The 19,446-nt window shown below is 47.3% G+C and carries 16 protein-coding genes; 3 read left to right on the forward strand and 13 right to left on the reverse strand.

Annotation, left to right across the window (positions count from 1 at the left end; translation table 11 throughout):
* Position 1: 1 nt before the first annotated feature.
* The 11 genes from QUE61_RS08645 to QUE61_RS08695 are packed head-to-tail and all read right to left on the reverse strand — an operon-like array spanning position 2 to position 14,381.
* Entirely contained in the window at positions 2-1,351 is a 1,350-nt protein-coding gene (locus QUE61_RS08645; protein ID WP_286306822.1) for a glycerate kinase type-2 family protein, read from the reverse strand.
* Positions 1,352-1,366: 15 nt separating this feature from the next.
* Positions 1,367-3,217, reverse strand: a complete 1,851-nt coding sequence (locus QUE61_RS08650) for an ABCB family ABC transporter ATP-binding protein/permease (protein ID WP_286306823.1) — start codon at positions 3,215-3,217, stop codon at positions 1,367-1,369.
* Complete coding sequence (nudB, locus tag QUE61_RS08655) at positions 3,214-3,672, reverse strand: dihydroneopterin triphosphate diphosphatase (protein WP_286306824.1); 459 nt, start codon at positions 3,670-3,672, stop codon at positions 3,214-3,216. The genes QUE61_RS08650 and nudB overlap by 4 nt, the downstream gene beginning before the upstream one ends.
* Before the next feature lies 1 nt (position 3,673).
* Entirely contained in the window at positions 3,674-5,473 is a 1,800-nt protein-coding gene (gene aspS, locus QUE61_RS08660; protein ID WP_286306825.1) for an aspartate--tRNA ligase, read from the reverse strand.
* 8 nt (positions 5,474-5,481) lie between these two features.
* Positions 5,482-6,126, reverse strand: a complete 645-nt coding sequence (locus QUE61_RS08665; RefSeq protein WP_286306826.1) for a DUF502 domain-containing protein — start codon at positions 6,124-6,126, stop codon at positions 5,482-5,484.
* Between the two features lie 59 nt (positions 6,127-6,185).
* The gene (gene ubiB, locus QUE61_RS08670) at positions 6,186-7,769 is read right to left on the reverse strand and encodes a ubiquinone biosynthesis regulatory protein kinase UbiB (RefSeq protein WP_286306827.1); all 1,584 of its coding nucleotides are present in this window, start codon (positions 7,767-7,769) and stop codon (positions 6,186-6,188) included.
* 2 nt (positions 7,770-7,771) lie between these two features.
* Positions 7,772-8,383, reverse strand: a complete 612-nt coding sequence (locus tag QUE61_RS08675; RefSeq protein WP_286306828.1) for a ubiquinone biosynthesis accessory factor UbiJ — start codon at positions 8,381-8,383, stop codon at positions 7,772-7,774.
* 52 nt (positions 8,384-8,435) lie between these two features.
* Positions 8,436-9,365 (reverse strand): Tim44 domain-containing protein, encoded by a 930-nt coding sequence (locus QUE61_RS08680; RefSeq protein ID WP_286306829.1) that lies wholly within the window; start codon positions 9,363-9,365, stop codon positions 8,436-8,438.
* Positions 9,366-9,415: 50 nt separating this feature from the next.
* On the reverse strand, positions 9,416-10,159 hold the full coding sequence (ubiE, locus tag QUE61_RS08685) for a bifunctional demethylmenaquinone methyltransferase/2-methoxy-6-polyprenyl-1,4-benzoquinol methylase UbiE (RefSeq protein ID WP_286306830.1): 744 nt from the start codon (positions 10,157-10,159) through the stop codon (positions 9,416-9,418).
* A 2-nt stretch (positions 10,160-10,161) separates the two neighbouring features.
* Positions 10,162-10,545 carry a gamma-butyrobetaine hydroxylase family protein gene (locus QUE61_RS08690; protein ID WP_286306831.1) on the reverse strand — a complete coding sequence of 128 codons (384 nt, stop codon included), beginning with the start codon at positions 10,543-10,545 and terminating at the stop codon, positions 10,162-10,164.
* A complete protein-coding gene (locus tag QUE61_RS08695) occupies positions 10,545-14,381 on the reverse strand; it encodes an FAD/FMN-binding oxidoreductase (RefSeq protein ID WP_286306832.1) in 3,837 nt (1,278 codons plus the stop codon). The genes QUE61_RS08690 and QUE61_RS08695 overlap by 1 nt, the downstream gene beginning before the upstream one ends.
* A gap of 119 nt (positions 14,382-14,500) precedes the next feature.
* On the opposite strand from QUE61_RS08695, the gene ilvA reads away from it, so the two are divergent.
* From ilvA to queF, 3 genes are read left to right on the forward strand one after another with little or no spacing between them, the layout of a single operon-like run.
* Positions 14,501-16,021 (forward strand): threonine ammonia-lyase, biosynthetic, encoded by a 1,521-nt coding sequence (ilvA, locus tag QUE61_RS08700; protein ID WP_286306833.1) that lies wholly within the window; start codon positions 14,501-14,503, stop codon positions 16,019-16,021.
* Position 16,022: 1 nt separating this feature from the next.
* Positions 16,023-16,937: a 5'-nucleotidase gene (locus tag QUE61_RS08705; RefSeq protein ID WP_286306834.1), complete on the forward strand. Its 915-nt coding sequence runs from the start codon at positions 16,023-16,025 to the stop codon at positions 16,935-16,937.
* A gap of 8 nt (positions 16,938-16,945) precedes the next feature.
* Positions 16,946-17,785, forward strand: coding sequence for an NADPH-dependent 7-cyano-7-deazaguanine reductase QueF (gene queF / locus QUE61_RS08710; protein ID WP_286306835.1), 840 nt, complete (start codon positions 16,946-16,948; stop codon positions 17,783-17,785).
* Between the two features lie 2 nt (positions 17,786-17,787).
* On the opposite strand, the gene ssb is transcribed toward queF, so the two are convergent.
* Both ssb and QUE61_RS08720 read right to left on the reverse strand, forming a co-directional pair.
* Complete coding sequence (ssb, locus tag QUE61_RS08715; protein WP_286306836.1) at positions 17,788-18,231, reverse strand: single-stranded DNA-binding protein; 444 nt, start codon at positions 18,229-18,231, stop codon at positions 17,788-17,790.
* A gap of 41 nt (positions 18,232-18,272) precedes the next feature.
* On the reverse strand, positions 18,273-19,436 hold the full coding sequence (locus QUE61_RS08720; RefSeq protein ID WP_286306837.1) for an MFS transporter: 1,164 nt from the start codon (positions 19,434-19,436) through the stop codon (positions 18,273-18,275).
* Positions 19,437-19,446 lie beyond the last annotated feature (10 nt).

Below are 19,446 nucleotides of genomic sequence, written 5' to 3' on the forward strand. Positions count from 1 at the left end.
GTCAGTCGATCAAAATCATTCGAAAATCATTCACATTGGTTAAGGTCGGGCCTGTATGAACTAGGGTATTTAGTTCAGCAAAGAAACCGTAACAATCATGCGATTGTTGAAAGCGACCGGCACGCAAGTCTTTCTCTTGAGCATTCAACCGTACTTCAGGGGTGAACCACGCACCTGCATTTTTTTCACTTCCATCGATGCCATCCGTATCAGCGGCAATAGCAGATAGCGTCTTTAGGTCAGAAGTCGCTGCAAATAAAGATAAGAGAAACTCTGAACAACGGCCGCCGCGCCCGTCGGTCCCGGGTGGCAAAGTAACTGTGCACTCCCCACCTGAAATGAGTGCCACGGGGAGTTTCCCCCAACTGGCATGATGGGCTAACTCACGTGCGATCCCCGCGTGCACAAGACCAACGTCTTTAGCTTCACCGGTTATCGTATCCCCCAGAATAATGGCAGTGTATCCAAGGCCTTTGCAATATTGCGCAGCAGCCTCAAGACTGCGATGTGCCGTTGCAATCACATGGTTGCGCAGGGGATAGCAATGTTGATCAATGTCCGCTTGCTTTAAGGTTTCTGGGATCTCACCCACCAGTCCTTTTTGCAAATGGGTTAATACGGAAGCTGGAATACTTCGTTCATCCAAATGGTATTTCGCGAAAATCTGTAATGCATCACCATAACTTGAGTAATCAGCTGCACATGGCCCACTCGCGATGTCCGCTGGATGATCGCCAGTAACATCTGAAATGAGCAAAGCCTCAACCAGGGCGCCGCGCGAAAGAGCAGCACGCGCCAAATTACCGCCCAAGATGGCTGATAAATGTTTGCGGACGATATTCATCTCCTCAATCGGCGCACCGCTATTGAGTAAAGCTTCGGTGGTCTTGCGCATGTCGTCGATCGTAATTCCTGGCTGCGGCAAAGTTAATAAACTCGAACCGCCACCAGAAACAAGCGCAATCAGAGTATCCCCAGCTTGTAAGGTACTAACCAAGCGCAATACTTCTGCAGCAGCATCCATTCCAGCCTGATCAGGTACCGGATGACCGGCCTCAACGATCTTGATCTGTTGCGTAGGTGATGCATGGCCATAACGAGTGACCACTAAGCCATCAATGGATGCATTTGGCCAATGGGTTTTGGCATAGGCCTCTAAAGCACTTGCCATCGCAGCACTTGCCTTACCTGCGCCAACGACAAGACACCGACCTTGCGGAGCCTTACCCTCAGGAAAAATTTTGGCAAGATACTCTGGAACGATTTTCTTAGGATCCGCAACAGCGAGTGCCGCCGCGAACGCGCCCTCTAAATGCAGCTGACGACTTGAGGGGGGCTGTGTGGTTTGCATCTACCCATTTTAAGCCTAATTATCAATGGCTTGATCAGGGTCAATCGGTGCGTTTTCTTGTAATTGCCACATGGAGGCATAGCGGCCATTGGACTCTAAAAGTTCATAATGCGTGCCGCGTTCAATGATTTGCCCATGATCCATCACTAGGATTTGGTCGGCATGAACCACGGTTGACAGTCGATGGGCAATGATTAATGTGGTCCGATTTTTTGCCAAATTAAATAATTCTTCCTGAAAGGCGCGCTCGGTCCTTGAATCGAGGGCAGAAGTCGCTTCATCAAAAATCAATAAAGCAGGCTTTTTTAAGAGTGTGCGAGCGATCGCAACCCGTTGCTTCTCGCCACCGGAAAGCTTGAGTCCACGTTCACCCACGGGGGTGTCGTACCCCTCTGGCAGATGTTCAATAAACTGGCTCATCTGTGCGGCACGCGCCGCCTCCACAATTGCCTCACGACTTGCTTGTGGACTTCCATAGGCAATGTTGTAGGCAATCGTGTCATTGAACAAGACGGTGTCTTGAGGAACAATACCAATCACTTTGCGCAGGCTGGCTTGCTCCACATCTTGAATATTTTGGCCATCCAATAGAATCGCGCCTGACTGCACATCGTAGAAGCGAAAGAGGAGTCTCGCCAAGGTACTTTTGCCAGCCCCACTTTGCCCAACTACCGCAGTAATGGTCCCAGCTGGAATCGTAAAACTCAAATCCTTCAAAATCTCACGCTTCTTGTTATACGAAAAATAGACATGTTCAAACCGAACCTCGGGACCCTTAGCAAAATCCCGGATAAGTAAAGGCTTGGCATCTTTAGAGTCTTTAATTTCTTGATCTTCATTCAAAAGCGTGAACATATGATCCATATCAGTGATCGACTGCTTCATTTCGCGATAGATCACACCCAAAAAATTTAAGGGGATGTATAGCTGAATCATGAGCGTATTCACAAGCACTAAATCACCTAAGGTCATCGATCCATCGACCACGCCCTGAGTGGCTCGCCATAGAATTAAGACTAAGCCAACCGCAATAATGGCCTGCTGGCCTAGATTGAGGATGGCTAAGGATTGTTGAGAGAGGATCGCAGCAGACTGGTAATGTTTGAGATTTTCGTCGTAGCGACGCGCTTCAAAATGCTCATTTCCAAAATACTTCACGGTTTCAAAGTTAATTAAGGAATCAATCGCACGTTGATTGGCTTTCGAATCCATCTCATTCATCGTTCGCCGATAATGGGTGCGCCATTCGGTTACCTTGATCGTATAAAAAATATAAACGACTAATGCAACAAAGGTAATGATTGCAAACCAAATATCGTAGTTATAAGCGAAATATGCCAACACCAAAGCGAATTCAATCATGGTTGGCAAAATACTGTAGAGCGAGAATGAAACCAGAGTTTGAATACCGCGTGTGCCACGTTCGATATCGCGACTCACTCCGCCGGTCTGGCGACCCAAATGAAACTGTAAGCTCAAGGCATGCAAATGCTCAAATACTTGTAACGCAATCTTGCGCACAGCACTTTGGGTCACTTTTGCAAAAAGTAATTCGCGTAACTCAGAAAACAACGAAGCAAGTAAGCGTAAGGCACCGTATCCCACAATCAGGCCAGCAGGAACGATTAAATAACTTTGCAAAGAACCGGGTTTGATGTTCATGGCATCAATCAGGTCCTTTAAAACAATTGGGACGCCCAAGTTAGCAAATTTGGCCGCCACTAAGCACAACATGGCAAAGAGAACCCGAAAGCGATGCTCAAACAGATATGGCAAAAGATCTTTAATGACTTGCCAATCCGAACGATTAGCGGCTCGCTTGATGGGCAGCATGCCACCCGATGGCTGGTTCTGAGCGCCTCTCATCGTGTCAACTGAGAGGAATCGTTATAAAACTGCAAAATGGCATCCCGATTGGTATGAGAAAAACACTTTTGTGCAGCCTCTTGATACGGCAGCCAAACATACTGCAGGTGCTCCCGAGGAGCTAACCGAATTGCAGCATTTGCTGGAACCTCCAAAGCAAACCAGTGCTCCGTATTGCGCTCTACCCCCGGGGGATAGCGATGACGCCACCCTGGATAAATCTCATACTGCACAGCGTGATGAAGATTTTGTAGGGAGCCTAAAGGCAAGGCTTGGACGTCAATACCCGTCTCTTCGGCCACCTCTCGAATTGCAGCGCTCTCGAATGGCTCATCGATAAAATCAAGGCTACCAGTAACGGATTGCCAAAATCCTGGCCGATCTGCCCGCTCGAGCAGGAGGACTTCCCGATTTCTGTTATGAATAAGGACTAAAACCGAAATCGGGATTTTCAAATCAACCCACCGGATTGGTATTGCGTAACCGGATATGCAGTTCACGCAATTGACGCTCATCGACAGGACTTGGAGCTTGCGTCAACAAGCATTGTGCGCGCTGAGTCTTGGGGAAGGCAATCACATCGCGGATCGACTCCGCACCGGTCATCATGGTCACAATACGATCCAATCCAAAGGCAATCCCTCCATGGGGAGGGGCGCCGTATTGCAGAGCGTCCAATAAGAAACCAAATTTTGCTTTTGCTTCGTCTGGTCCGATCTTCAGGGCACGAAATACCTGACTTTGGACAGCCTCTTGATGAATACGAACCGATCCACCACCGATCTCACTGCCATTCAATACCATGTCATAGGCTTTTGCCAGGCATTTGCCAGGATCGGTTTCCAATAACTTCAGGTGCTCATCTTTAGGGCTTGTGAAGGGATGATGACAGGCAACCCAACGGGCATCATCTTCATCGTAATCAAACATTGGGAAATCAACCACCCATAATGGCTTCCAGCCTTCTGTAAAGAGACCGTGTTTCTTACCCCAATCCGAATGACCAATCCGCAGGCGAAGATTTCCAATCGCATCATTAACGACCTTCGTTTTATCTGCGCCAAAGAAAATCAGGTCGCCATCGTTTGCTTTGGTTCTCTCTAAAATTCCAGCAATTGCAGCATCGTGTAGATTTTTTACAATCGGCGACTGCAATCCATTGCGTCCCTCTGCAACTGAATTGACCTTAATCCATGCCAAGCCCTTAGCGCCATAGATCGATACAAATTGCGTGTAATCATCGATTTCGCTACGGCTGATTTCTGCTCCACCAGGAACGCATAAGGCCACAACCCGACCACCTTCTTGATTGGCGGGCCCCGAAAATACTTTGAAATCCACATCACGCATCAGGTCGGTTAACTCAGTAAATTCCATCGCAACCCGTAAATCGGGTTTATCGGAACCATAACGCGCCATTCCCTCTGAATACGGCATGATTGGGAATGGATTGGGTAGCTCCACCTTCATCACGGTTTTAAAAATATGTCGCATCATATTTTCAAAGAGAGAGCGGATCTCAAGTTCATCTAAGAATGCGGTTTCACAGTCAATTTGGGTAAATTCAGGTTGGCGATCAGCGCGTAAATCTTCATCACGAAAGCATTTCGTAATTTGGTAATAACGATCAAAACCAGCCACCATTAATAATTGCTTAAATAATTGGGGCGATTGGGGCAAAGCAAAGAATTGGCCATCGTGTACGCGTGACGGCACCAGATAATCACGTGCACCCTCAGGAGTACTTTTGGTAAGCATTGGTGTTTCAATATCAATAAAGCCAGCGGCGTCTAAATAGCGTCTGGTTTCCATGGCAACCTGATAGCGCAGACGCAGATTCTTCTGCATTTGCGGACGGCGCAAATCCAAGACCCGATGGGTCAAACGCGTCGTTTCAGAGAGGTTGTCATCATCAAGCTGAAATGGTGGAGTTACCGAGGCATTTAATACACGCAGGTCGTGGCACAGAACCTCAACCTTACCGCTCACTAAGTCTGGGTTCTCGGTTCCAGCGGGTCTTGCGCGAACCAAGCCTTTAATTTGAATACAGTATTCGTTACGAACCTCTTCGGCCTGTTTAAACATATCGGGACGGTCTGGATCACAAACCACTTGCACAAAGCCCTCTCGGTCGCGTAGGTCGATGAAAATGACACCGCCATGATCGCGTCGGCGATTAACCCAGCCTGCAAGGGTAATTTCTTGGCCAATTAAAGAATCAGTAACCTGACCACAGGTATGACTGCGCATCGACATAAATATTCCTAATGAGGTTGATTGGGGGTCTTGGGTTGAACGATTCGAGGTGCCACCGAACCCATCGACACAATATGCTTCAATGCTTCTTGAACGCTCATATCCAGCTCAATCACATTGGCGCGCGGCACGATCATAAAAAAGCCAGAGGTTGGATTCGGTGTGGTGGGTAAAAATACGTTGACATATTCACCGCCCAACTTACTGTTCACTTCAGGCGCTGCAGTGCCCGTTTGAAAAGCGATTACCCATGACTCAAGATGCGGATAACGAATCAACAGAGCTTTGCGAAACGCTTGGTTATTTCCAGAAAATAAAGTGGAGGAAACCTGCTTCACACTCGAATAAATGGAGCGCACGATTGGGATACGGGTCACGGTTCGGTCCCAAAGCTTAAGCCACCACTGGCCGGCAAAATTAATGGCAAGGAAGCCCGTAAATCCTATCACTGCCAACACAATCAGAATCCCGAGCCCTGGGATTTCACGGAAATGCCGCAACTCCCCAGAGAACTGGCCAGGGGAAACCGTAATGATGGCCGACATTACCCAGCCGAAAATTTGATCGATGACACCCAACCCCCATGTGATCACCCAAATCGTGACCGCCATCGGTATCCAAACCAAAATGCCAGCAATAAAGTATTTTTTCATGAGAATTTGTGCCTAACCCACTATTTTAGCGAGTTAAGACCAATTCAGGCGAAATAAGCCTAAATGGAATGGATTCGGACCAAAACCAAAAGAGCGCCCACCAAGAATCCACTGAGGAATAAAGCAATTCCAAGCCATTGTCGCCGTTTGCGTCGCTCATCGATTAACAGCTGTTTCAACAAATCAAACTCTGGGCGCTGCTCTTTGCGATGAACCTGTTCCAGGTTTTCAGCTATGAGACGTGGCAGGGTCGGCAAAATCTTCGCCCAATTTGGCGCCTCTTTCTTTAGCCCATCAATGAGTCCTCGCAATCCAAGCTGCTGACTCACCCAGCGCTCCAGAATAGGTTTAGCGGTTTTCCACAGGTCCAGGTCAGGATCCAGTTGGCGACCTAGACCCTCTACATTTAACAAGGTCTTTTGCAACAAAGTGAGTTGCGGCTGAATCTCAACCTTAAAGCGACGTGAAGTTTGAAAGAGTCGCATTAATACAATGCCCAAGGAAATATCTTTCAGTGGTCGATCAAAATAGGGTTCGCAAACGGTGCGAACGGCACCCTCCAACTCTTCTAATCGGGTATTCGCTGGCACCCAACCGGATTCAATGTGTAACTCGGCAACGCGCCGATAATCGCGATTAAAGAATGCCAAGAAATTCTGGGCTAAATAATTCTTATCAAACTCGCTCAAATTTCCAACAATCCCAAAGTCGAGGGAGATATACCGACCAAAGGTATTGGGATCCAAACTGACTAAGATATTTCCTGGGTGCATATCTGCATGGAAGAACCCGTACTCAAATACTTGGGTAAAAAAGATTTCGACTCCATCGATAGCGAGCTTCTTAAAATCAACTCCTGCAGCTCGCAGCTCATCGGTTTTCCCAATCGAAACACCATACATCCGCTCCATCACAATCACATTGGTATGGCATAAATCCCAAATCATTTCAGGAATCATGAGCTTGTCGGAGTCTGCAAAATTGCGTCGCAATTGACTCGCATTAGCTGCTTCGCGCATTAAATCAAGCTCATCGTGCAAATAGGTATCAAATTCGGCGACCACCTCTCGTGGCTTGAGTCGTCTACCATCTTCAGAGACTTTCTCGACAATGCGCGCCAAATCATGCATTAGAGCCAAATCACTCTCGATCACCGGCAAAATACCAGGGCGTAATACTTTGATGGCAATCTCTTGATTAGCCCACTCGGGATGCGTCTCGTTGCCCCGCAAGACTCCAAAATGAACCTGTGCGACCGATGCACTTGCCACTGGTGTTGCATCAAACGATGAAAAAATCACTTCAATTGGATGTCCCAATGCTTTTTCAATAATTGCTTTGGATTGTTCATTGGAAAAAGGTGGGACGCGATCTTGCAGCTTTGCTAGTTCATTGGAAACATCATCGGGCAGTAAATCCCTGCGGGTCGATAGGACCTGACCGAATTTGACAAAAATTGGGCCAAGCGCCTCAAGCGCTAAGCGAATCCGCTCGCCACGAGGTAACTGACTTGGGGAGGTTGATGCAATGAGTCCAAGAAAGAACCGGCGCACACCGGGTCTCAAGTTATCGCGAATCAGCCCAAATAAATTAAAGCGCCAAGCCGTATAGAAAATAATGCTTAGGCGAACAATACGACTCACAATTAATCCCGACTTTTTTGTAAAAAGGAAATTCGTTTTTCAAGGCGCTCAACCGCATCACGCACTGCCTGGATTTCCATTTTATGAGAAACAAAATCGCGTTGATGCAATAAGACTTTTTTTTCTTCGCTAAGGTACTCAACCATATTTCCTTGTAAATCAACGATTGCCTTCTCTGTTGCTTGGGCAAAGCGCTTAGCTTGCGTGCAAATAAAGTGTGCAGGCGCATCACCAATCATTTTGGCTAAATCCTCTTCGTACTCCCAACGCAATTGGTTTGAAAGCTTAGCAATTAATTGAGCCAATTGAGCGTCACCCGTTATTTTGACGGCTCTCATCGCCCGATCTTTAATGGTCCCTTGAGAGGCGCTAAGTGCTGAAAAGCTATTGGCATCAACTTCTAAAACTAGATCGGGCTGAGGATGCGCCTCAGATAAAAGAGCAATGAAGGAATCATCTTGAATTTGCCATTGCATCGATCCAATGGGCAAAATCAACTCGATCACCCGGCCTTGATGATGACTTAAATCACGTAAAGCCCATTCTTCACGCTTAAGGACATGATTTATGGCGCGCTCTAGGGCCGTTTTTGGCAAATCAAAACGCAGGTTCATAGTGTAAAAAACCCGCACAAGGCGGGTTTTCCAATGGGGAAAAGGTTAAAGCTTAAACCAATTGCTGGATACCAGCCAGAACCCAGCCCCCAGGGCCGTTGACAGGCTTCGATAGATTCCAAACTTCCCTAAATGGTTCAGCAGGTCCATCTGCCTGCTCCCGAATCATGCCTGAGAACTCAACGCTGCACAGGTAAGTATTCGCGTCGGTCTCAACGCCCAAGAGTTCAGCGTTTAGCGTAACCACATCCGTTTGATTTACCCCTTCAGCACGGCCCTGCAAATCACGTTGCAAGCTGGCAAACATTTCGGGGGTTGTAAATTCGCGCAAAGCCTCAAGATCGCCCGCATCCCAGGCTTTTTGCAAACGCGTGAAATAGTGTTTTGCATTAGCCAAAAATGCGATTTGATCAAAGCCGTCGGGCAGTTGATATGCAGGCGCCTCATCAAGCATTGGACTTGGCGATCCGAATCCAGTATTAACTGGATGGCTAGGCGTAAAAGCGGGTTCTTGCCTTGCGGTTCGTTGCATTCCATTAGAAGCAGGCACTGAGCTTGGCATATTTTTGGCACCAGCTGGCATGAAGCGACGCAATACGAGTAGCAACGCAAACCCGACTAGAACAGCCAATAAAAGACCTGTCATAAATGATGCAGCAGCCTCACCTAAACCAAAATGCGAAAGTAGGTAAGCAATTCCAAGACCTGCAGCAAGACCACCTAACATTCCACCTAGGCCCGAACGCTTCGCTGCAGCGGCTGGAGCAGCAGCTTGTGCAGGTGCCGCAGTAGGTTGCTGAGCTTGCTGTGCTGGTTTTTGCTGGGCTGGTGGCTGAGCTTGCTTTTGGATTGGGGCATTGGCTGAGCGACCGATATTTGATCCACCACCCAAACGCTTCGCATCAACAACAGCGATATGTCCAACGGATAAGAATGCAAAAGACAGTGCAAAAACACTGGCTTTTAAATAAATACTTTTCATTGAATCAGTCTCCCATCTACGATCTGTAAGTATCGCTTTACAGTAAATATCTAGTATTTAATACCAAGATGCAAGGCAACGATACCCCCAGTCATCCTATGGGTATGGACCTCATCAAATCCGGCGTCCTCCATCATGGCTTTGAGGGTTTGTGCGTCTGGGTGCATACGAATCGATTCTGCTAAGTATTGGTAGCTGGCGGCATCTTTGGCCACCTTATCTCCGAGCCATGGCAACACCCGAAAGGAATACAAGTCATAAATTGGGGCTATGAGTGGGTCTGGCTTAGAAAACTCCAAAATCAAAACCTTACCCCCAGGTCGAATCACCCTCGCCATTTCTGACAAGGCGAGTTCCTTATGCGTCATATTCCGTAGACCAAATGCAACGCTCACCACATCAAAATGGTGATTTGGGAAGGGGATTTGTTCAGCATCAAACTGAATGCATGGGATCGTAAGACCACGATCCAAAAGTCGATCTCGACCTACGGATAGCATGGATGCATTGATGTCGCTTAACCACACCTCAGCCTCGGGGCGAATGCCCCAGTGCGCCGACTGTGCAAAGGCGTAAGCAAGATCACCCGTTCCACCAGCAATATCAAGTACGCGATCGCCGGGCTTAACATTCGCTTGGGCTATGGTGAATTTTTTCCAAAGGCGATGCAAACCAGCTGACATCAGGTCATTCATGATGTCGTACTTCGCAGCTACCGAATGGAAAACCTCAGCAACTTTCTCTGCCTTTTGAGACTCATCAACGCTTTGATATCCAAAATGGGTTTTTGACATATCTAATGGCCACAACCGTGAGATTTATTTACCATCGCAGCATCACGATCAACACCAGCAACTTTGCAACGTTCTAGATAATCGCTCCACAAAGACTCTTGGTTTTCACATAACTCATACAAATAGTCCCATGAATATAGACCTGAGTCATGACCATCTGAAAAAGTTGGCTTAATTGCGTAATGACCAACTGGCTCAATGTTTACGATAGCAACGTCTCGCTTACCCGTTTGTAAGACCTCCTGCCCTGGTCCATGACCGCGCACCTCGGCTGACGGTGAGTAGACACGCAAAAACTCAAAAGGTAAACGATAGCTTTTTCCATTCTCGTATTGAAGCTCGAGAACCTTTGAGTTTTCATGCACGATTAAATTGCTTGGAATCATTACACTAATACCCTTTCAATTCCGCCTTGGTTGGCCTTAGTTACGTAGCTTTCAAGCCAATTGTCACCCAATAAATGTTTGGCCATTTCAACCACAATGTAATCCGCCTTGGTCTCGCTATCGCCATCAAAACGCGATAAGCCTTGTAAGCACGATGGGCAACTGGTTAATACTTTAACTTCACCAGCAAAGTCTTTCCTTAGTTCGGTCGCACCCTTTTCCATTTCAATTTGCTTGCGATAACGCACTTGAGTTGAAATATCTGGCCGAGTAATTGCTAGCGTACCGGACTCACCACAGCAACGCTCGTTCTTCACAATTGCCGTGCCATCCTCAAGTCCAATCAACTCATTGACTGTCTTCAAGGGATCCTGAAGCTTCATGGGGGTGTGGCATGGATCGTGATACATATAGCGAACTCCCTCAACACCCTCAAGTCTTAGACCTTTCTCGAGTAAGTACTCATGAATATCAATAATTCGACACCCTGGGAAGATTTGATCGAACTGATAGCCTGCTAGTTGGTCGTAACAGGTGCCACAGGAAACCACGACCGTTTTGATATCGAGATAGTTCAATGTATTGGCGACCCGATGAAATAGCACTCGATTATCCGTAATCATTTTCTCGGCTTTATCAAAGTCGCCGTTTCCCTTTTGCGGATAACCGCAGCACAAATACCCAGGGGGTAGTACGGTTTGCACACCAACGTGCCAAAGCATTGCCTGAGTCGCCAATCCCACTTGTGAAAATAGTCGCTCCGAACCGCATCCTGGGAAATAGAAAACAGCTTCCGTATCAACACTCGTCTCCAAAGGATTACGAATAATCGGTACATAGTCCGCATTTTCAATATCCAAAAGTGCGCGGGCAGTCTTTTTGGGTAAATTGCCAGGCATCTTCTTATTCACAAAATAAATCACCTGCTCTTTCAAAGCAGGCTTACCAACGGTCGCAGGTGGTGATTGTGTTTGCTGAACGGCCCATTTTTTGAATAATTGATGGGCAAAGCGCTGCAAGCCATAACCCCATTCAATCATCACCTTACGACTCATTCGGATGGTCTCGGGATTAGTTGCATTGAGGAATAACATCGATGCGCTAGTACCTGGATTAAATCGGCGCTGCCCCATCTTACGTAACAAATTACGCATATTCATGGTGACATCACCAAAATCGATTTTGACTGGGCATGGCGTATGGCACTTATGACAAACTGTGCAGTGCGCAGCAACATCATCAAACATTTCCCAATGCCGAATCGATACCCCGCGGCGGGTTTGCTCTTCATACAAAAATGCTTCGATTAATAATGAAGTGGCAAGAATTTTGTCTCTGGGGCTATACAACAAATTTGCTCGAGGCACATGAGTTGCACAGACTGGCTTGCACTTTCCACACCGTAAACAATCTTTTACGCTGTCAGCAATCGCTCCAATATCGCTTTGTTGCATGATGATCGATTCGTGACCCATGAGTCCAAAGCTTGGGGTATATGCCATTTGTAAATTAGCATTAGGCATCAGCTTGCCTTTATTAAAGTGGCCGTTCGGATCCACTCGATTTTTATAAGAACGAAATTCTTTGAGTTCCTCGTCCGTGAGGTACTCTAATTTTGTAATACCAATGCCATGCTCACCTGAAATCACGCCATCTAAAGAACGCGCCAAAACCATAATGCGATCAACCGCACGATGCGCATCTTGCAACATCTCATAATCGTCCGAGTTCACTGGAATATTGGTGTGAACATTGCCATCCCCGGCATGCATATGTAGGGCGACAAATACGCGTTTGCGCAATGTCTTCTGATGAATTGATTTAATTTCTTTTAATACCAAATCAAAGGTGGAGCCGCCAAAGATGACTTGCAGTGGGGCTAGCAATTCATTTTTCCATGAGGCGCGCAGGGTCCCATCTTGCAACTGTGGGAAAAACTGATCTATTTTCTCTAACCACTCTGCCCAGCGAGACCTTACTTCACGCAGTAGTGTCTGGGCCTGAATGACGCGATCGCCCACCATTTCTGCTCGTGAAATATCTACAATCTCGTCATTTGCACGAATCGGGAGTGTTGCTTGATTGATATATTGCTCGAGGGCATCAAGTAACTGAATTTTATTTTTAAGTGATAGCTCGATGTTAATTTGATCGATTCCATCGGTGTACTCGCCCATTCGCTCGAGCGGAATCACCACATCCTCATTAATCTTGAATGCATTGGTATGCTTTGCAATCGCCGCCGTTCTCGCTCGATCCAACCAAAACTTCTTACGCGCTTCAGTGCTCACTGCTACAAAGCCTTCCCCTACACGCCGATTGGCCATACGCACCACTTCGCTAGTCGCAGCAGCAACGGCCTCCTCATCCTCTCCAGCGATATCACCGATGAGCACCATTTTGGGCAAACCGTTGCGTTTGGATTTTGTGGAGTACCCCACCGCTTTTAAATAGCGGTCATCGAGGTGCTCGAGTCCTGCTAATAGGGGTCCACCTTTTTTACTTAAATCATCCAAATACGCTTTGATCTCAACAATGCTTGGAATGGCTTCACGTGCCTGACCAAAAAACTCCAAACAAACGGTACGCATATGCTTTGGCATACGATGCAAAATCCAGGTGGCACTTGTAATCAGACCATCGCAACCTTCTTTTTGAATACCCGGTAAGCCGGATAAAAATTTATCCGTCACATCTTTACCTAAACCTGCTTTCCTAAATTTAGCGCCATCGATTTCTAAAACCTCAGAACGTAAAACCTTGGCTTGAGGTGCCGCCTTACCATCCGACCAGATCAAACGAAACCGAGCAACGCCTTGATCATGAATCTTGCCAAGATTGTGATCGAGTCGCTCAATGTCCAACCAATTACCATCGGGATCCACCATGCGCCAACTGGCCAGGTTATCCAGTGCGGTTCCCCATAAGACTGCTTTCTTGCCACCTGCGTTCATGGCGATATTTCCACCAATGCAACTCGCATCAGCGGAGGTTGGATCGACAGCAAAAATGAGTCCTTGTTTTTCCGCGGCATCCGCTACTCGACGGGTCACCACGCCCGCCCCAGAAAAAATCGTTGGTACGGGATTACTTAAGCCAGGCAATACAGAATGTACGACCGCTCCAAGATCAATTAACTTTTCTGTATTAATCACTGCCGACATTGCCACCATTGGAATGGCGCCACCGGTATAACCCGTACCACCTCCGCGCGGAACAATAGTCAGTCCTAACTCAATACAAGCTCTGACCAAGTTTGGAATTTCTGCTTCGGTATCTGGCTTGAGAACAACAAATGGATACTCGATTCGCCAATCGGTTGCATCGGTAACGTGCGCAACGCGTGACATTCCGTCAAATGCGATATTGTCAACATGCGTAAATTTGCTAAATTCCCTCTTGGCCTGCTTGCGCAATTGCGATACGGTTTGAAAGTTATTCGCAAAGGATTCCACTGCGGTGCGAGCGGCTAATATCAATTCGTTAACTTGCTCAGCAAAATCTCCCGAGATCCGTTTTTCAACCTCACCCAAACGATGCCACAAGGCTTGAATGAGTGCCTCGCGACGTTTGGGGTTATCCAATAAGTCATCTTGTAAGTAAGGATTGCGCTCGACAACCCAAATATCGCCCAACACCTCAAACAGCATCCTGGCAGAGCGGCCTGTACGTCGCACACTCCGTAACTGCTCCAAAATTTCCCATGCCTTGACACCCAAGAGACGAATAACAATCTCTCGATCGGAAAATGAGGTGTAGTTATACGGAATCTCACGAAGACGATGGGATTGCGTATCGATCTCAGACAAGCTATCTAAGGAGATAGGTGCGTTCATGGTGGCCAGTCGATTAAAGCTCTATTTTAGATGAGCTTGATCATTCCCGTTGCCAATCAATTTGGCACAATACTGAATTAATTTAAGGACTTATGTGCCAAGCATGGTACGCTTTCGTGATGAAAAATGATTATTTAAGCCGAATTGAGAACGCCAAGGTCTACGACGTTGCACGTAAAACAGAATTAGAGAAGGCTCGGGATCTAAGCGCACGCTTTCAAAACACGATTCTTTTGAAGCGCGAAGACAGTCAACCGGTCTTCTCATTTAAGTTGCGCGGTGCGTATAACAAAATGGCCGGATTGAGCCCGGCGGCTCTTAAAAAGGGGGTGATTGCCGCCTCTGCCGGCAATCATGCGCAAGGTGTTGCACTGTCTGCCGCCAAACTCAAATGCAAGGCGGTGATCGTGATGCCAATCACTACCCCTCAAGTCAAAATTGATGCAGTGAAGGCTCACGGTGGCAAGTGGGTGGAACTGGTCTTGACCGGTGATTCTTACAGCGATGCCTATCAAGAAGCTCAACTGCTTCAGAAAAAGAAGGGGTACACCTTTATCCACCCTTTTGATGATCCAGACGTCATTGCTGGTCAAGGCACGATTGCTAAAGAAATCCTCGATCAACATCCCGATCCAATTGATGCCATTTTTGTGGCAATTGGCGGAGGAGGCCTAATCTCAGGAATCGGCGCCTACATCAAATTAGTTAGGCCAAAGATCAAAGTGATTGGTGTGCAAACGGTTGACTCAGATGCGATGAAACAGTCTTTACAACTAGGTAAGCGCGTTGAACTGAAGGAAGTTGGTCTGTTCTCAGATGGCACCGCGGTCAAGCAGGTGGGCAAGGAAACCTTTAAGGTCTGCCAACGGGTAGTTGACGACATTGTCTTAGTCGATACCGATGAAATCTGCGCTGCGATCAACGATGTCTTTACTGATACGCGCAGTATTTTGGAGCCCGCAGGTGCGCTCGCCATTGCAGGTTTAAAGAAATACGTTGAGAAACATCATCTCAAAAAGAAAACCCTGGTAGCCATTGCATGTGGTGCCAATATGAATTTCAGTCGTCTACGATTTGTGGCTGAACGTGCCGATGTGGGTGAATTTCGTGAGGCGATCTTTGCGGTCACCATTCCCGAAGAGCGAGGATCTTTTAAAGCGTTTTGCAAAATGCTTGGTAAACGTAATGTCACTGAATTTAACTACCGCATCGCTCATGCCGATCAAGCGCATATTTTTGTTGGTATTGGAACGCAACGTGCGGGTGACAACAAAACCATTGCCAGCGCCTTTCGTAAAGCCGGCTTTGCAACCATTGATCTAAGCCATGATGAGTTGGCAAAAACCCATCTAAGGCACATGGTTGGTGGCAGCTCCGCTTTGGCCAAAGATGAACTACTCTATCGCTTTGAGTTTCCAGAGCGTCCAGGTGCGCTGATGCGCTTTCTAGATAGCCTGGCCCCGAATTGGAATATCAGTTTGTTTCATTACCGCAATCACGGGGCTGATTATGGACAAATCTTGTTGGGTATTCAGGTACCGAAGAACGAACAGCCGACCTTTAAACAATTTTTGACGACTTTAGGCTATCCTCATTGGGATGAAAGCACGAATCCTGCGTACCGCCTATTTCTAAAATAAGATGTCCTATACCCTCGCTGGAAAACTAGTCGTTGCCATTTCATCGAGAGCACTCTTTGATTTTGAAGAGGAAAACCGCCTGTTTGAAGAGAGTGATGACAGCGCCTATATGAAATTACAACTAGAACGCCTAGCGATTCCAGCCCAAGTAGGCGTTGCTTTTCCTCTCGTTAAAAAACTACTGCGCTTTAATCAAGATCAGCCGCGCGTCGAAGTTGTGATCCTGTCGCGTAATGATCCGGTTAGTGGTTTACGCGTGTTTCGTTCTGCCAAACATCATGGGCTTAGCATTGAACGCGGGGTTTTTACCCGGGGCAGGCCGCCGTATCACTACTTAAAATCGCTACAAGCCAACCTCTTCTTATCAGCCAACGAGGAAGACGTGCGCGCCACCCTAGACGCCGGCTTTCCAGCAGCGCGCGTCTACCCAGAATCCACCAAAATGGCTGAGAATAATCCCAATGAAATCCGCATCGCCTTTGACGGAGATGCTGTTTTATTTTCAGATGAGGCCGAACAAGTTTTTCAGGATCAAGGCCTAAAGGCGTTTGTTGATCATGAAAGTCAACGTGCCGCCATTCCATTGCCACCCGGTCCCTTCAAGCCCCTGCTTGCCGCCCTTCATCAACTACAAACGGAGACTGAGCCTAAAAATGAAATGCGCATTCGCACCGCCTTAGTGACCGCCCGCTCCGCACCAGCCCATGAGCGGGCTATTCGGACATTAATGAACTGGGGGATTGATGTGGATGAGGCAATGTTTCTTGGGGGCTTATCCAAGCGTGAGTTTTTGAAAGAGTTTGAGCCCGACTTTTTCTTTGATGATCAAACGGGGCATTGCAATGCTGCCTCCAGTGTCGCCCCAACCGGGCATGTAATCTCTGGGGTTAGCAATACCAACCGGTCCAAGTCCTAATTTTTTCCATGTCTGAATTTGTTCTCGGTCAGCAAAGTGCTTATCCCAATCAATATGACCCGGGTTTGCTCTTTCCCATCCCGCGCGCTGAGAATCGTAAGAAACTGGGTATTGAAGAAGGATCGCGATTACCTTTTTTGGGAATTGATCTCTGGAACGCATTTGAACTGAGTTGGCTAAACCCCAAAGGCAAACCGCAGATCGCTCTGGCTGAATTTTCGATTCCAGCAGAGTCGCCATTCATGATCGAGTCAAAGTCGTTCAAACTCTATCTCAATAGTCTCAACCAACATCATTTTGAAAATAGTAATGCAGTGCGCGAGTGCCTGAGCCATGATTTGGCTTCAGCCCTTGGTAGTTCATTACAAATCAAACTGCTTGATCCATCCCAAATACAAGATCAAAAAAAATATCCGCTGATACAAGAATTGGCTGGTCGACTTCTCGATCGCCTGGATATTGAAGTCGATCAAACACAGATTGCTGACCCGCTGCTTCTGAGTGCAGATCAGAACTCAGCCCCAATTACACAAACTCTGGTCTCGCATTTGCTCAAATCCAATTGCCCGGTTACCGGTCAACCCGATTGGGCCAGCGTACAAATTGATTACCAGGGTCGGCCTATTGATGAGGAGGGACTATTACGCTACTTGATTGGCTTTCGTCAACTTGGTGAATTTCACGAACACTGTGTTGAAAAAATCTTTTGCGATATTAAGAGACGCTGCCAACCAGAAAAGCTCTCCGTTTATGCGCGCTACACCCGACGGGGTGGATTAGATATTAATCCGTTTCGGGCAGATTTCAATGCTGCCTGGCCCAACAATATTCGTCACGCCAGGCAGTAATACTAGAACGGAATATCGTCATCCATTGCATCGAGTGCACTAGCGCTTGGGCTAGATGAGCCCTCCGCAGGCTTTGAACGACCGCCTGACGATTCCTCTCCGGAGCCAGCCATTCGTGCACCGAGCATTTGCATGCTGTCAGCAATGATCTCGGTGGAATACTTTTCTTGTCCACTTTGATCCGTCCACTTTCGAGTCCGCAAGCGGCCCTCGACATAAACCTGTGAACCCTTTTTGAGATATTGACCCGCAATTTCAGCTAACTTACCGAAAAAGGCAATGCGATGCCATTCGGTGTTCTCTTTCATTTCGCCTGTTTGCTTATCTTTATAGCGATCTGAAGTGGCTACTGAAATATTGGTAACGGCGTCACCGCTGGGCATATACCGTGTTTCTGGGTCACGCCCAACATTACCAACGATGATGACTTTATTGACTGAAGCCATTTTGTCTCCCGAAGAAAATTAAATAAAAAGTGTGGCTAAAGCTACTTTGCGGTTTGCGACGATGAAATATCACGCATTGGCCAAGCAATTATAAGCCAGGCAATAATTAAAACGGTACCGCCAATAAATACTGAAAGGTTGCCAAAAAGCTGCATCATGAGTCCACCGAGCGCTGCGCCGGTAAATAATCCGACAGACTGAGTCGTGTTGTAGATGCCCAATGCCGCTCCTTTTTCATCCTTGGCCCAACGCGACACCATCGAGGGTTGCAGGGCTTCAAGTAAATTAAATCCGACAAAGTAAATCAACAGAGCACTGACAATGGTTGTTATGGAATGAGCTTGCAAGAAGATGATTTGTGCAATCAAAAGGATGACAACGGCTGTTAGCAATACAAGCCGTAATTTCTTTTTCTTTTCTCCATAAATAATCCCTGGCAACATCAGAAAGAATGAAACAATGACGACTGGAAAATAAATTTTCCAATGGTCGTCTAATGGCATGCCTGCATCCACGAGTAATCGCGGAACAACCAGGAACATGGCCACTTGGGTGGCATTGAGAACAAACACTCCCACATTGAGTCGGAATAATTCAGGTCTTAAAAAAATTTGCATCAGCGGCTGATGCTCGCCCCGAATTTGCTTTGGAGGACTTGGCACCAAGAGCCAGGCAACTAAAAACCCAATCAAGCCTAACAATGCTAATAATAAGAACATGCCATCCAGGCCAATGGCCCGATAAATCGGCGTCGCAATTACTAAAGAGAGTGCGAAGGAGATCCCAATGCTCCCTCCCACAATCGCCATTGCCGCAGTCCTCACTTGCTCGCGCGTTAAATCCGCCACCCAAGCAGACACTGCGGCAGAGATTGCTCCTGCCCCCATGAGTCCTCGCCCGATCGCAATCCACAACAAATCATCGCGACTGGCTGCAATCAATGCACCAGCAATAAATAAACTCAACCCCCACAAAACGACAGGCTTACGACCCACCCGATCCGAAAGAATTCCGAGGGGAATATGGAAAAAAGCCTGAACAATATTAAAAATCCCAAGGGCCAAACCGACCCATAAGGCATTTTCTCCCCCAGGCAAATCCTTGGCATGCAAGGAAAAAACGGGTAACAGCAAGAAAAGGCCCAGCATTCGCAGGCCAAAGATACCGGCAAGGGCTAGGGTTGAGCGTAGTTCGGAAGAGTTCATGGGAAAAGGC

This window comes from Polynucleobacter sp. HIN5, assembly GCF_030297555.1.
Taxonomy (GTDB): Bacteria; Pseudomonadota; Gammaproteobacteria; order Burkholderiales; family Burkholderiaceae; genus Polynucleobacter.

What these genes read in the sequence shown, in the direction of transcription:
- QUE61_RS08695 (WP_286306832.1), bottom strand. Translation starts at nt 14,381, where the DNA reads ATGAACGCACCTATCTCCTTAGATAGCTTGTCTGAGATCGATACGCAA.
- ssb (WP_286306836.1), bottom strand. Translation starts at nt 18,231, where the DNA reads ATGGCTTCAGTCAATAAAGTCATCATCGTTGGTAATGTTGGGCGTGAC.
- QUE61_RS08680 (WP_286306829.1), bottom strand. Translation starts at nt 9,365, where the DNA reads ATGAAAAGTATTTATTTAAAAGCCAGTGTTTTTGCACTGTCTTTTGCA.
- queF (WP_286306835.1), top strand. Translation starts at nt 16,946, where the DNA reads ATGTCTGAATTTGTTCTCGGTCAGCAAAGTGCTTATCCCAATCAATAT.
- QUE61_RS08645 (WP_286306822.1), bottom strand. Translation starts at nt 1,351, where the DNA reads ATGCAAACCACACAGCCCCCCTCAAGTCGTCAGCTGCATTTAGAGGGC.
- QUE61_RS08675 (WP_286306828.1), bottom strand. Translation starts at nt 8,383, where the DNA reads ATGAACCTGCGTTTTGATTTGCCAAAAACGGCCCTAGAGCGCGCCATA.
- QUE61_RS08650 (WP_286306823.1), bottom strand. Translation starts at nt 3,217, where the DNA reads ATGAGAGGCGCTCAGAACCAGCCATCGGGTGGCATGCTGCCCATCAAG.
- QUE61_RS08690 (WP_286306831.1), bottom strand. Translation starts at nt 10,545, where the DNA reads ATGATTCCAAGCAATTTAATCGTGCATGAAAACTCAAAGGTTCTCGAG.
- ubiE (WP_286306830.1), bottom strand. Translation starts at nt 10,159, where the DNA reads ATGTCAAAAACCCATTTTGGATATCAAAGCGTTGATGAGTCTCAAAAG.
- QUE61_RS08720 (WP_286306837.1), bottom strand. Translation starts at nt 19,436, where the DNA reads ATGAACTCTTCCGAACTACGCTCAACCCTAGCCCTTGCCGGTATCTTT.
- aspS (WP_286306825.1), bottom strand. Translation starts at nt 5,473, where the DNA reads ATGTCGATGCGCAGTCATACCTGTGGTCAGGTTACTGATTCTTTAATT.
- QUE61_RS08665 (WP_286306826.1), bottom strand. Translation starts at nt 6,126, where the DNA reads ATGAAAAAATACTTTATTGCTGGCATTTTGGTTTGGATACCGATGGCG.
- QUE61_RS08705 (WP_286306834.1), top strand. Translation starts at nt 16,023, where the DNA reads ATGTCCTATACCCTCGCTGGAAAACTAGTCGTTGCCATTTCATCGAGA.
- ilvA (WP_286306833.1), top strand. Translation starts at nt 14,501, where the DNA reads ATGAAAAATGATTATTTAAGCCGAATTGAGAACGCCAAGGTCTACGAC.